General features: G+C 68.9%; 11 protein-coding genes and 1 pseudogene. 8 read left to right on the top strand and 4 right to left on the bottom strand.

The genetic code is table 11. The features are described from left to right. The 4 genes from QZ609_RS18305 to QZ609_RS18290 form a co-directional block, all read right to left on the bottom strand. On the bottom strand, window positions 1-1,036 hold a 1,036-nt coding region (locus QZ609_RS18305), incomplete at its 3' end, for a DNA topoisomerase (protein WP_295497764.1). Window positions 1,037-1,290: 254 nt separating this feature from the next. Continuing rightward, window positions 1,291-1,680, bottom strand: a complete 390-nt coding sequence (locus QZ609_RS18300) for a thioredoxin family protein (protein WP_295497762.1) — start codon at window positions 1,678-1,680, stop codon at window positions 1,291-1,293. Between the two features lie 40 nt (window positions 1,681-1,720). Beyond that, window positions 1,721-2,929, bottom strand: a complete 1,209-nt coding sequence (gene dprA, locus QZ609_RS18295) for a DNA-processing protein DprA (protein ID WP_295497760.1) — start codon at window positions 2,927-2,929, stop codon at window positions 1,721-1,723. Between the two features lie 36 nt (window positions 2,930-2,965). Further along, entirely contained in the window at window positions 2,966-4,141 is a 1,176-nt protein-coding gene (locus tag QZ609_RS18290; RefSeq protein ID WP_295497766.1) for a LysM peptidoglycan-binding domain-containing protein, read from the bottom strand. A 264-nt stretch (window positions 4,142-4,405) separates the two neighbouring features. On the opposite strand from QZ609_RS18290, the gene def reads away from it, so the two are divergent. From def to QZ609_RS18250, 8 genes and pseudogenes are all read left to right on the top strand, one after another. Further along, entirely contained in the window at window positions 4,406-4,930 is a 525-nt protein-coding gene (gene def, locus QZ609_RS18285) for a peptide deformylase (protein ID WP_295497758.1), read from the top strand. A gap of 38 nt (window positions 4,931-4,968) precedes the next feature. Continuing rightward, complete coding sequence (locus QZ609_RS18280; RefSeq protein ID WP_295497756.1) at window positions 4,969-6,942, top strand: glycosyltransferase family 39 protein; 1,974 nt, start codon at window positions 4,969-4,971, stop codon at window positions 6,940-6,942. 42 nt (window positions 6,943-6,984) lie between these two features. Next, window positions 6,985-7,968: a methionyl-tRNA formyltransferase gene (gene fmt / locus QZ609_RS18275; RefSeq protein ID WP_295497754.1), complete on the top strand. Its 984-nt coding sequence runs from the start codon at window positions 6,985-6,987 to the stop codon at window positions 7,966-7,968. A 38-nt stretch (window positions 7,969-8,006) separates the two neighbouring features. Beyond that, the gene (locus QZ609_RS18270; protein ID WP_295497752.1) at window positions 8,007-8,666 is read left to right on the top strand and encodes a LysE family translocator; all 660 of its coding nucleotides are present in this window, start codon (window positions 8,007-8,009) and stop codon (window positions 8,664-8,666) included. Window positions 8,667-8,774: 108 nt separating this feature from the next. After that, window positions 8,775-9,635 carry a zinc metalloprotease HtpX gene (htpX, locus tag QZ609_RS18265; RefSeq protein ID WP_295497751.1) on the top strand — a complete coding sequence of 287 codons (861 nt, stop codon included), beginning with the start codon at window positions 8,775-8,777 and terminating at the stop codon, window positions 9,633-9,635. A gap of 86 nt (window positions 9,636-9,721) precedes the next feature. Further along, window positions 9,722-11,053 (top strand): 16S rRNA (cytosine(967)-C(5))-methyltransferase RsmB, encoded by a 1,332-nt coding sequence (gene rsmB, locus QZ609_RS18260; RefSeq protein ID WP_295497749.1) that lies wholly within the window; start codon window positions 9,722-9,724, stop codon window positions 11,051-11,053. Window positions 11,054-11,066: 13 nt separating this feature from the next. Continuing rightward, window positions 11,067-11,852, top strand: coding sequence for a DUF4390 domain-containing protein (locus tag QZ609_RS18255; protein WP_295497747.1), 786 nt, complete (start codon window positions 11,067-11,069; stop codon window positions 11,850-11,852). Next, window positions 11,849-12,908, top strand: a pseudogene (locus QZ609_RS18250) (PAS domain-containing sensor histidine kinase); the annotation flags it as partial. The gene QZ609_RS18255 and the pseudogene QZ609_RS18250, both read left to right, overlap by 4 nt.

Here is a 12,908-nt window from a genome sequence, read left to right as displayed (position 1 = left end):
TCTGCTTGACCGTGCCCATGTAGTCTTCGGGCAGCGCGCGCGAATCGGTACGCGGGTAGGTCAGCACCTTGTGCTTTTCATACAGCGCCTGCGCCAGGCCCAGCGTGTTCTTGGCCGAGAAGCCGAAGCGGCCGTTGGCCTCTCGCTGCAGGCTGGTCAGGTCGAACAGCGCCGGCGACATCTGCGTCGACGGCTTCGATTCTTCCGTCACGCTGCCCGGCTTGTCGCGGCATGCGGCGACGATGCTCTTGGCCTCGGCCTCGCTCCACAGGCGCGAGTCGCGCTGCTCGGGGTCGAACTCGTTCTTCTTGAACTTCGGGTCGAACCAGCGGCCCTCGTACAGGCCGGCCGCGGCGATGAACTCGGCGTGCACTTCCCAGTAGTCGCGCGGCACGAAGCGTTTGATCTTCTCTTCGCGCTCCACCACGATCGACAGCGTCGGCGTCTGCACGCGGCCCACGGTGGTCAGGAAAAAGCCGCCGCCCTTGCTGTTGAAGGCGGTCATCGCGCGCGTGCCGTTGATGCCGACCAGCCAATCGGCCTCGGAACGGCAGCGGGCGGCGTCGGCCAGCGGCAGCATTTCTTCGTCGGTGCGCAGCTTGGCGAAGCCGTCGCGGATGGATTGCGGCGTCATCGACTGCAGCCACAGGCGCTGGACCGGCAGCTTGGTGTTTGCATGCTGCGCGATCAGGCGGAAGATCAGTTCGCCCTCGCGCCCCGCGTCACAGGCGTTGATCAGGCTGGTCACGTCCTTGCGCTTGATCAGGCGCGTGAGCACCTTCAGGCGCGATTCGGACTTGGCGATCGGGCGCAGGTCGAAGTGAGGCGGGATCACCGGCAGGTGAGCGAAGCTCCATTTGCCGCGCTTGACTTCGTATTCGTCGGGCGCGGCGATCTCGACCAGGTGGCCAACCGCCGACGAAAGGACGAGGTCGTCGCTTTCGTAGTACTCGTCGTGCTTGGTGAAGCCACCCAGCGCGCGCGCGATATCAGCGGCGACCGACGGTTTTTCGGCAATGATGAGAGCCTTGGACATGTGAGCGGATCCTGGCGATCGCAAGTAATCGGGTAAACAAGAGGTCGCTTATCTATAGCGACCGTTCGCGTGGCTTTTGTAGAGTCTTATGGCTTCGCGGGCCGACTTTCAAGTGCCGCCGGCGCCCGTCGGGACGCGCATCGAGGCCCTATCAGAAGATTCAGCCCCGAATTTGGCCGCCAATCATAAGCGCGGTTCCTTTTCAGGCGCAATAGAGTGGCGCATGCATCGCCTGGCGTTGTCAAGGCTGGCAATCACGCCGATTGCAGCAACCAGCCACGCAAGTCGGGTGCCGCCGCCACGGCGGGCGCGGCGCCCAAGTCACGCGAAAGCAAGCCCTCGACCACACCTGCATGCGGCAGCACGGGGCCGAAAAACAACACATCCCCGCGGTCATCCATGCGCTGGACCAGCAGGGTGGGGAAGTTCTCGACGTCGAAATCGCCCAGGGCGTCGGCATGATCTTCCACATCCACCCAGACGAAGCAGCAATCCGGATGCCTTGCGGCCAGCTCGGTGAAGGTGGTGCGGTAGCTGCGGCACGTGCCACACCACTCGGCGCACAGGCAGGCGACCAGCAATTGCCCCGCGCGCAGGCGGGCGTGCAGGGTGGCGGCGTTGGTGTCGGGCGAGAGCAAGGGCATGGCAAGCGGCGGGAACGTCGCGCCTATTGTAGGCACGCTTTCACGGCAGCCGCAGGAAGCGGCCGCCCGGCTGGCGCTCGACGCGGCTGTCCAGCTCCAGTGCCAGCAACTGCGCCGACAGGGCCGCCGCCGCCTGGCCGGTGCGCTCGCACAGGGTATCCAGGTCGACGGGGTCGAAGCCGAGCGCATCGAGCAAGGCGGTCTCTGCAGCGCTGGAAGCAGGGCGGGTGCTTGCGGCCGGTTCCGCCGCCGGGGCTGCGGCGGGCGTGGCACGCACCGCCCGCTTGGCCGGCGCGGCCACGCGTCCCCAGCCCAACTCGTCGAGGATATCGGCCGCCGTCTCGACCAGCTTGGCGCCCTGCTTGATCAGCAGATGGCAGCCCTTGGCCAGCGGTGAGTGGATCGAGCCGGGAATGGCGAACACATCGCGCCCCTGCTCGGCCGCCAGCCGCGCGGTAATGAGCGAGCCGGATTGCGCCGCTGCCTCCACCACCAGCAGCCCGCGCGCGAGCCCTGAGATCAGGCGGTTGCGGCGCGGGAAGTTTTCTGCCCGCGCGCCCATGCCCAGCGGGTATTCCGAGACGATGAGCCCGGCCTCGGCAATGCGGTGCGCCAGCGCCCGGTTGCGCGCCGGGTAAACAATATCGAGCCCGGTGCCGACCACGGCGATGGTGCTGCCCGGCCCCGTCAGCGCCCCCTCGTGCGCCGCCGCGTCAATGCCGAGCGCCAGCCCCGAGATGACCGTTACCTTGGCCGCCGACAGCACCTGCGCAAACGCGCGCGCATTCTCCAGGCCCTGCGCCGTGGCGTTGCGCGCGCCGACCACGCCCACCGCCGCTGCGCGCAGCAGGGATGTATCGCCCTTGGCGTACAGCAGCGTCGGCGGATCGGGCAGCTCCAACAGGCGGGGCGGGTAGCCGCGGTCGGCCAGCGTGAAGATGGCGTTGCCCGGTTCCGCCGCCCAGGCGACGGTGCGTTCGATCAGGGCCGCGAGCGCCGCGTCCGGTTCGGCCAGCAGCGCGCGCGCCTGCCGCTCGGGCAGCAGCTTGGCGAGCGCGGAGTACGGTTGGGCGAAGATGTCTTGCGGCAGGCCGAAGGCCGCCAGCAATTGCCGCGCGGCGACAGGGCCGACGCCAGGCGTTTCGGTCAGGCGCAGCCATGCGGCCAGCTCGGCCGCATCGCGCGTGGAGGTGAGGGGATCAGCGGGATCGGCCGCGGCGCTCGCCGCGGCCTGTGAGGCGTCGGTCAAATCAGGACGGCAGGTCGAAGCATCAGGAAACGGCGGTCAGGGTTGCGGCGACATCGGGTTGCTGACGGCGTCGCCCACTTCCACCGCGTTCGACGCGTCCGTCACGAGCGCATAGGCCACGTGCGGGAATACGCGGAACACGAAGGCCAGGCCGTAGCGTTCTTCCGGCAGTTGTACGGCCTCGTTGCCGGCGGTGCGATCCGTGGTCACCAGTCCGGCGCGCGACAGCGCCAGCACGTGACCCGCCTCCACGCCGTTGGTGCTGCCGATGTTCAGCACGACCACCTGGTCGGTGCCGCCAAAGCGCACACCGCCCGTGACCTTGGCCACTACGCCATGCACGTCGCCCTCTGGCGCATGCGGCGAGTAGCGGACCGGCACGCGCGGCGGCACCGGCATCAGCTGCGTGCCGACGCCCATTTCTTCCTTGGACGACAGCACTTCCAGCTTGGACACGGCCTGCGGGCCGGTGGCCGGGCGCACCACGCGCAGGGTGCCAAGGAAGTCTGCCTCGTAGCCGAGCACGCGGCCGGTGACGGGATCCTTGAGCGGGCGCACCGGGCGGTAGCCTTGCCATTCGGTGCCGGCGGCACCGGCTTCGCCGGCGGGCAGGCCGCGGGCATAGGCGGATTCGCCCTTGCCGAGGTACACGCGCCCTTCTGGCAGCTCCATGATGCGGGCCGGCGTTGCCAGCATCTCTTCATCCACCACGATCGGCTGCGTCAGGAACGGCTCGATGGCGGCGGAGGGGATGCTGGGGATCGCATCGCCGTCTTGCCCCGCCACGCGGGCGTGCGGCGACAGGCGCACCGTGCTGCCGTCGGCCGAGGCTTGCGAGCTCGACAGCCACGCACGCCCATTGGCGTGGTGCAGGTACAGGACCTGGCCCGGATAGATCAGGTGCGGGTTGCGAATCTGCTCCCGGTTCATGCCCCACAGCTCGGGCCAGCGATAGGGCCGCTTGAGGTACTTGCCGGAGATCGCCCACAGCGTGTCGCCGCGGCGCACGGTGTATTGCGCAGGCGCATTGGCGGCGAGTTCGGATTCAGCGACGCCCGCCTGGGCGGCCGTCGTGGCCTGGGCCTGTTGTGCCGGCGAGACAGCGCGTTCGGCAGCATGAAGTGCGCCCGCGCAAAACAGGGCTGCCGCGGCAACCGCTGACAGGGCGCAAACGTAAGACTGGCGCGGTTTCGTGGCGGGCTTGGACTGCAGCGGTGTGTTACGATGGCGCATTATTCTATGAAGAATCGGCGAGTGGTCCGCGTACCTGTCCGACGCCTGGCCGCCGCCGCTGCGCGCTTCCCATGTGGGTTTCCCGCGCGGCAGCAAGAGGGGTATGGCATCGAACATTCGTCAGGCTTTTTCCTAAGCCAAGTGGCGGATAGCGCCCCCGATTCTGCATGACATTCGAAGCGATCGCAATTGAAGGCAACCCCCCATTAGCGTGGCCTTCCGCAACCGTTGTTGCCAAGCATCATGGCCCTACTGAATATCCTGCAATACCCTGACGCGCGCCTGCACAAGGTCGCCAAACCGGTCGCCCAAGTGGACGATCGTATCCGCAAGCTGGTTGCCGACATGGCCGAGACCATGTACGAGGCGCCGGGCGTCGGCCTGGCTGCCACGCAGGTCGACGTGCACGAGCGCGTGATCACCATTGACGTGTCGGAGTCGCGTGACGAGTTGCGCGTCTTCATCAACCCCGAGATCGTCTGGGCCAGCGCCGAGCGCAAGGTCTGGGACGAAGGCTGCCTGTCGGTGCCCGACATTTACGACAAGGTCGAGCGTCCGGACCGCGTGCGCGTGCGTGCACTGAATGAGAAGGGCGAGACCTTCGAGCTGGAGGCCGATGGCCTGCTGGCCGTGTGCATCCAGCACGAGATGGATCACCTGATGGGCAAGGTGTTTGTCGAATACCTGTCGCCGCTCAAGCAGGACCGCATCAAGCTCAAGCTCAAGAAGCACCAGCAGGAACTCCAGCGCGAGCGCCAGACCACGTGACGCCTGATGCCGACGCGCACCCCCGCCCGGTACCGTTGATGCCGACTGCCGAAACTGCAGGCCGCACCGAAGCGCGCCGCCTGTCGGCAGTGCTGGTGCGTCATTGGCGCATGGCCATCGTGCTGATGGTGTGCGCGTATCTGGTCGTCGGCACGTTCTGGCGGGCGCCATGGAAGGCGGACGAGCCGTACTCGTTCGGCATCGTGCTCAACATCATCGAACGCGGCGACTGGGTGGTGCCCAACGTGGCGTTCGAGCCTTTCGTCGAGAAGCCGCCACTGATGTACTGGAGCGGCGCGCTGGCCGCGCTCGCGGTGCCGGAGTTGCCGCCGCACGAGGCGGTGCGGCTGGCGGTGCTGTTCTGGATGGCGCTGGCCTGCTTGTCCGTGTGGCGCGCGGCGCGCCTGCTGCGCGGCGAGGCGCGCGATTGGCGCATGCGCGTCGGTGCGCAATTGGCACGCGGCCCGGGGCCGACCCTGGCCGAGCGCCGCCTGGCCGGGCTGGATGCCGGCGGCACGGCGTTGCGCGATTACGCGCTGGGTGCCCTGCTGCTGTTTGTCGGCTGCATCGGGCTGGTCGAGCACGTGCACAAGTTCATCGCCGACGTGCCGCAACTGGCCGGCACGGCCATGGCGCTCTATGGCCTGGTGTACTACGCCAAGGCCAGCGAGGCGGGCGGCCCGGCAGGCGTGGATGTGACACGGCCCGCGCTGTGGTTCGGCACCGGCCTGGGCGTCGCCTTCCTGGGCAAGGGCGTGCTGGTGCCGGGCCTGTTGGCGGCGACGGTGCTGGCGGCGATGGCGGTACTGCCCGATTTCCGCAGCCGGCAGGCGTGGCGTTTCTATCTGGTGTCGCTGGCGGCGGCGCTGCCGTGGCTGGTGATCTGGCCGGCCATCTTCTGGCGCGAGTCGCCGGATCTGTTTATTGAGTGGTTCTGGGTCAACAACATCGGCCGCTTCTTTGGTTTCACCCAGCTGGGCGGCGAGAAAGGATCGCTCTCCACCACGATCCGCTCCATCTTCCTGACCGGCACGCCAGCGGTGTGGCCGGCGGTGGGCGTGCTCGGCCTCTCGCTGTGGAAGCTGGCACGCCAGCGCGGACGCGGCGCGCGGGCGGCGTGGCTGTTGCCGTATCAGGGGCACCTGGTGGTGGCGCTGTTCGTGCTGGTGACGCTGGCGGTGATGCTGCGCTCGGCGGTGCTGCGCGACGTGTATCTGATGCCGCTGCAACCGGCGCTGGCCCTGCTCGGTGCGCCGCTGTTGCTGCTGGTGTCGCCGGCGTGGCGCGCGCGCATCTGGGTGACGCTGGTGGTGCTGTTTGGCGTGCTGGGGGCGGTGGTGTGGGCGGTGTGGGCCGCACTGGTGACCGGCAGCGGTGCGTTGCTGCCGGGCTGGCTGGCCAAGGCGCTGGGCCGCGTGCTGCCGCTGCCGTACGACATGCTGGTCCACCCGGTGGCGGTGCTGGCGGCAGTGGGCATCACCGCATTGTGGCTGGCGTGTGTGTGGCTGCGCCCGGCGCGCTCGGGCGTGGTGGCGTGGGCCGGCGGCATCGGCCTGGTCTGGGGCCTGCTCGGCACGCTGCTGATGCCCTGGGTGGACGATGCGCGCAGCTACCGCCCGCTGTTCCAGGCGATCAAGCCCGCGCTGGAATCCGCGCAGATCTGCGTGGCCACGCGCGGCATGGGCGAGAGCGAGCGCGCCCTGATGCACTACGAGACCGGCGTGCGCCCGGTCAAATGGCTGCTCGGCCATAGCGGCACCGGCGACGCGCATCGGCCCAACCCGGCCGCACGCACCTGTGACCTGATGCTCGTGCTTGAGAAATCGCCCGAGCACCGCCGCCGCGAGCCCAAGGGCGCGGACTGGGAACTGGTCTGGCGCGGCAGCCGCCCGGGCGACACGAATGAAACGTTTTCGCTGTTCCAGCGGCGCGGCAATGGCGTGACCGAGGCCCTGCCGACGCCCGAGCCGATCGTGCCGCTGACCGACACGCAGCTCCGCAACCGCCGTTGATATACGCGCTGCATCGCCAGCGCTCATCCGTTTCCCAGATCGATGACCACCACGCTTCGCGTCGCGTTTGCCGGCACGCCGGAATTTGCCCAGATCGCCCTGGCGGCGATCCACCAGGCCGGGTTTCCCATCGTCGCGGTGCTGAGCCAGCCGGACCGGCCGGCCGGGCGCGGCATGCAACTGCAGGCGAGCCCCGTCAAGCAATACGCCGTCTCGCATGGGCTCGGGCCGATCCTGCAGCCGCCGTCACTACGGCGCGCGGGCAAATACCCGCAGGAAGCGGCCGAGGGCATCGATGCGCTGGCCGCGCAGCGCCCGGACGTGATGGTGGTGGCCGCCTATGGCCTGATCCTGCCGCAGGAAGTGCTGGACCTGCCGCGCTTCGGCTGCATCAACATCCACGCCTCGCTGCTGCCGCGCTGGCGTGGCGCCGCGCCCATCCACCGCGCCATCGAAGCCGGCGACGCCGAGTCCGGCATCACGCTGATGCAGATGGACGCCGGCCTGGACACCGGGGACATGATCGCCATGGAGCACGCGCCGATCGGCCTGACCGACACCACCGGTACGCTGCACGATACGCTGGCAGCCCTGGGCGGGCGCATGGTGGTCGAGGCACTGGCCAAGCTCGCGCAGGACGGCAAGCTGGCCGCTACGCCACAGCCTGCCGAGGGCGTGACGTACGCCGAGAAGATCGCCAAGGACGAGGCGGCGCTCGACTGGTCGCGCCAGTCGGCCGCGCTGCTGCGGCAGGTGCATGCGTTCAACCCGTTCCCGGGCGCCTCGGCGGCACTCGATGGCGTGGCGGTCAAGTTCTGGCAGGCCGAAGCATTGGCCGACCGCCCGGCCGATGCCGCACCCGGCACCGTGCTCGCCGCCGATGCCGATGGGGTGCTGATTGCCTGTGGCGCCGGCGCGCTGCGCGTGACACAGTTGCAGAAGCCCGGCGGCAAGCGCCTGCCGGCGCGCGAGTTCCTGCAGGGCCTGTCGATCCAGCCGGGCCAGCGCTTCGCCTCGCGCGGCTGATTTTTCTCCCACCTATCTATATAGAGAGGGCCCACGCCATGACACCCCTGGGCATCGTCAACCTGCCGCTGTTCATGCTGGCCGTGTTCCTGCTCAACGTGACGCCGGGGCCGGATACGGCCTACATCGTCGGGCGCAGCGTGTCGCAGGGGCGGGTGGCGGGGCTGCTGTCGAGCCTGGGCGTGTCGGCGGGGTGCTGCGTGCACGTGCTGGCGGTGGCGTTCGGGCTGACGGCGCTGCTGGCGGCATCGACGGTGGCGTTCACCGTCATCAAGGTGATCGGCGCGGCGTACCTGATCTACCTGGGCGGGCGCATGCTGCTCGCGCCGCCCGAGCGCGATGACGCCCCCGACGAGGCCCCGGCCGAGGCCGCAGCTGCCCCGCGCCTGCGTCCGCTGAAGGCGCTCTTCATGCAGGGCTTCCTCACCAACGTGCTGAACCCGAAGGTGGTGCTGTTCTTCCTGTCGTTCTTCCCGCAGTTCGTCGATCCGCATGCGGCGCACAAGGCGGCGGCGTTCTTGGCGCTGGGCTTGGTGTTCATCGTCATGTCGACGGTGTGGAACAGCATGGTGGCCTGGGTGGCGGCCAGCGTCACGCGCCGCGTGGCGGGCAAGCCGGGCATCAAGCGCTGGCTCGACCGCGTGGTCGGCACGGCATTCATCGGGCTGGGCGCGCGGCTCGCGTTCACCACTCGTTGACGAAGCAACCGTCATCTGCGGCGAAATACCGCGCAACTCCTTGAATTTTCAGGCGTTGCCGTGATCTAAACGACTCGCCAATCCATCCTCCACAGGAGCCACGCCCCCATGTTCAACTGGATCAAGACCTTCATGCTGATGGCAGCGATCACCGCGCTGTTCATCGTCATCGGCGGCATGATCGGCGGACGCAACGGCATGATGCTCGCGCTGCTGTTTGCGCTGGGCATGAATTTCTTCTCGTACTGGTTCTCCGACAAGATGGTCCTGCGCATGTACAACGCGCAGGAAGTCGACGAGACCAGCGCGCCGCAGTTCTACCGCATGGTGCGCGAGCTGGCCACGCGGGCGCAGCTGCCGATGCCGCGTGTGTACCTGATCAACGAGGCGCAGCCCAACGCCTTCGCCACCGGCCGCGACCCTGAGCACGCCGCCGTGGCGGCCACCACCGGCATCCTGAACATCCTGTCCGAGCGCGAACTGCGCGGCGTGATGGCGCACGAGCTGGCCCACGTGCAGCACCGCGACATCCTGATCTCCACCATCTCGGCCACCATGGCCGGTGCGATCTCGGCGCTGGCCAACTTTGCCGTGTTCTTCGGCGGGCGCGACGAGGAAGGCCGTCCGGCCAACCCGATCGCCGGGATTGCCGTGGCGATCCTCGCTCCGCTGGCGGCGTCGCTGATCCAGATGGCGATCTCGCGCGCGCGCGAGTTCGAAGCCGACCGCGGTGGCGCGACCATCAGCGGCGACCCGCAGGCGTTGGCCTCGGCGCTGGACAAGATCCACCGCTATGCCGCCGGTATCCCGTTTGCCGCCGCCGAGGCGCACCCGGCCACCGCGCAGATGATGATCATGAACCCGCTGCACGGCGGCGGCCTGGCCAACCTGTTCAGCACGCACCCGCCCACCGAGGAGCGCATTGCGCGCCTGATGCAGATGGCGCAGACCGGCCAGTATCCAGCCTGACCAGGCGCATCCTTTATACTTCCGCAGTCCGCACGAGCCCGCCCCACGCGGGCTCGTTGCTTTTCCACCGTCCCGTTTTTGCTCCGATGCGTCTGCCGCCCGACTCTCTCGCCCATGCCTTGTCGCTTGCCGCTGCCGCCGTTGGCCGCTTGCGCCAGGGTACGGCGCTGCCGCAGGCGATCGACGCGGTCTGCGCTGGTCAGCCGGCCCCGGTGCGCGGCGCCGTGCAGGATCTTGCCTACCGCGCCACGCGCTGGATGGGCAGCGCCGACTGGCTGATCCGTACGCTGATCCCACGCCCGCCCGCTGAGGGCGTCGCCAACCTGCTGCGCGTGGCGCTGGCCCAGTTGCTCGATGATCCGCCGCCCTATGCGCCCTTCACCGTGGTTGACCAGACCGTGCGCGCCGCCTCGGCCGACCCGAAGCTCGCGCACGGCAAGGGCATGATCAACGGCGTGCTGCGCCGCTTCCTGCGCGAGCAAGGCGAGCTGGTCGCCGCCATGCAGGCCGACCCGGTGGCGGCCACCAACTACCCGGCGTGGTGGATCGACGCCGTGCGCGAGGCCTACCCCGAGGCATGGCAGGCCATCCTCGCCGCCGGCAACCGGCGCCCGCCGATGGTGTTGCGCGTGAACCCGCGCCGCGTGTCGGTCGATGCCTACCTCGCCCGTCTGGCGGAGGCCGGCATCGACGCCGCGCGCGTCGGCGAGCAGGCTGTGCGTCTCGGGCGTGCCGTGCCGGTGGCCGAGCTGCCCGGGTTTGCCGAGGGCGACGTGTCGGTGCAGGATGCCGGCGCGCAACTGGCGGCGGCGTTGCTCGATGTGGCGCCGGGCCAGCGCGTGCTCGACGCCTGCGCGGCGCCCGGCGGCAAGACGGGTCACCTACTTGAGTTAGCGGACGGCCTGGATGTGGTTGCGCTCGAGTCCGATCCGGCTCGCGCCACGCGCATCGGCGAGAACCTCGTGCGCCTCTGCCAGAGCGCCACCGTGTGCGTGGGCGACGCGGCCAAGCCCGATGCCTGGTGGGATGGCCGCCCGTTCGATCGCATCCTGGCCGACGTGCCGTGCTCGGCGGCGGGCATCGTGCGGCGCCATCCGGACATCCGCTGGCTGCGTCGCGCGGCCGACCTGAAGACGCTGGCCGCGCTGCAGCGGGACATCGTCAGCGCGCTGTGGGCATGCCTGAAGCCCGGTGGCAAGCTCGTTTACGTCACCTGTTCGATTTTCCCGACGGAGGGCGAGACCCAGGCCCGATGGTTTGAAAGCCATCTGCAAGATGCGATACGATTGCACGCGCCCGGCCAGTTGCTGCCGGCCTCGCCCGATGCGGCGCCGGCTGGTGGTTTCGACCCCGGTGTCTCGCCCCTGCCGCTCGACCACGACGGCTTCTTTTACGCGGTGTTCCAGAAACGGCCCTGATGCGACGACCGTTGTGACTGTCCTCCTTCGCCCATCGATCCGGCTGGTCGTGTCCCGGTTCCGGCAAGCGCTGCAACGGCTGGTCGTGCTGGGCATGCTGTGTCTGCTGTGGCCGGCCATGGCGCCGGCGCAGACCATCGAGGTCGGGCGCACGCAGCTGGAATACGCCGATGGCGGCTGGAACCTCTCCGCCGATTTCGATTTCGATCTGCCCGCCAACCTCGAAGATGCCGTCAACAAGGGCATCGCGCTGTATTTCCTTGTCGAGTTCGAACTGATCCGCCCGCGCTGGTACTGGTTTGACGACCATGCCATCAGCGCGACGCGCGTGGTGCGGTTGTCATACCACCCGCTCACGCGTCAGTACCGCGTGTCGACTGGCGGCCTGCAGGTGCCATTCTCGCGCCTGAAGGATGCGGTCGATTTCATGCAGCACGTGCGCGGCTGGCGCGTGTTCGAGCAGCGCGCCGTCAAGCCGGGCGAGACCGTGCAAGCCGAGGTGCGCATGCGCCTGGACGTGACGCAGCTGCCCAAGCCGTTCCAGATCAACGCCGTGAACACGCGAGACTGGAACCTCGCCTCCGAGTGGAAGCGGTTCTCCTTCCTGGTGCCGAACGAGCCGGTGTCGACTGCCCCCGCGCAGCCGAGCCTGCCGCCCATCCAGCCACCCGCTAACCCGGTGCCGCCCCCTGCGTCATCGCCGGCCGCTGGCGCGCTGGGGCTGTCGCCCAATCCGGGCTGGGGCATGACGGCCGGCCCGAACAACGCGGCATCGCTGCTGCTGGCGCCGGCCAAATGATTTTCGACCGCAGCTACAAGCGCCTGCTCTACCAGGTGGTGGCGGGCACCATCGTCTTCCTGGCGATCGTGCTGGTCGGCCTGCTGGCCGCGGCGTCGGCCAATACCGAGTTCTTCGACCGGTACTTCACCCTGCTCTACAAGGTCAACCTCGTCATCGGCGTGATGCTGGTGGTGATCATCGGCGGGCTGATGCTGGCGCTGGCGCTGCGCGCGCGGCGCGGCAAGTTCGGCACGCGGCTGATGACCAAGCTGGCGGTGTTCTTTGGCGTGGTGGGCGTGCTGCCGGGCGTGCTGATCTACCTGGTGTCGCTGCAGTTCGTCTCGCGCAGCATCGAGTCGTGGTTCGACGTGAAGGTGGAGTCGGCGCTGGAGGCGGGCCTGAACCTCGGGCGGACCACCATGGATGCGTCGCTGGCCGACCTGCAGAACAAGGGCCGCCTGATCGCCGAGCAGCTCGGCGATGGTTCGGCCTCGGCCACGGCCATCAACCTCAACCGGTTGCGTGAGCAATTCGGCGTGCAGGAGGCCACCATCTTTGCCGGCAACGGCCGCGTGGAGGCCACCTCGTCGAGCACGTATGACACGCTGGTGCCGGACTTCCCTGGGCAGGCCGTGCTGGAGCAGGCGCGCGCGCCTGGCGGCTACGCCAGCCTGGAAGGCGGCAGCGACAGCGCGACCGACGGTGATGCGCTATCGGCCCCGGCGGCCGCAGCGTCTGCGCCGGGCGCGCGCGGGGGCAATCGCCGCAGCGATCTGTACCAGCTGCGCGTGGTGGTGGCGTTGGGCACGGCCGCGCGTGACGACAACGCGCTGTTGCGTAGCACGCCCGTGCGCAAGTGGGCGGGCACCGGCCTGCTGGCCGACCGGCGCGCCGACGACGGCGGCAGCGCCACGCGCGGCTTCGGCCTGACTGGCGAGAGCGGCCGCGAGGAGCGCTTCCTGCAGCTCGTGCAGCCCGTGCCGCAGGCCCTCGCGCGCAATGCCGACGCGGTGCAGCGTGCCTACCAGGAATACCAGGAGAAGGCGCTCGGCCGCACGGGCCTGCGCAAGATGT

Origin of the sequence: uncultured Ralstonia sp. (assembly GCA_913056305.1) — a bacterium.
Lineage (GTDB): Bacteria > Pseudomonadota > Gammaproteobacteria > Burkholderiales > Burkholderiaceae > Ralstonia.
This window is presented reverse-complemented; position numbering and strand designations above follow the sequence as displayed.

Excerpts from the sequence above, each read along its gene's own strand:
- QZ609_RS18300 (WP_295497762.1), bottom strand. The coding sequence starts at position 1,680 with ATGCCCTTGCTCTCGCCCGACACCAACGCCGCCACCCTGCACGCCCGC.
- def (WP_295497758.1), top strand. The coding sequence starts at position 4,406 with ATGGCCCTACTGAATATCCTGCAATACCCTGACGCGCGCCTGCACAAG.
- QZ609_RS18280 (WP_295497756.1), top strand. The coding sequence starts at position 4,969 with ATGCCGACTGCCGAAACTGCAGGCCGCACCGAAGCGCGCCGCCTGTCG.
- fmt (WP_295497754.1), top strand. The coding sequence starts at position 6,985 with ATGACCACCACGCTTCGCGTCGCGTTTGCCGGCACGCCGGAATTTGCC.
- QZ609_RS18270 (WP_295497752.1), top strand. The coding sequence starts at position 8,007 with ATGACACCCCTGGGCATCGTCAACCTGCCGCTGTTCATGCTGGCCGTG.
- htpX (WP_295497751.1), top strand. The coding sequence starts at position 8,775 with ATGTTCAACTGGATCAAGACCTTCATGCTGATGGCAGCGATCACCGCG.
- rsmB (WP_295497749.1), top strand. The coding sequence starts at position 9,722 with ATGCGTCTGCCGCCCGACTCTCTCGCCCATGCCTTGTCGCTTGCCGCT.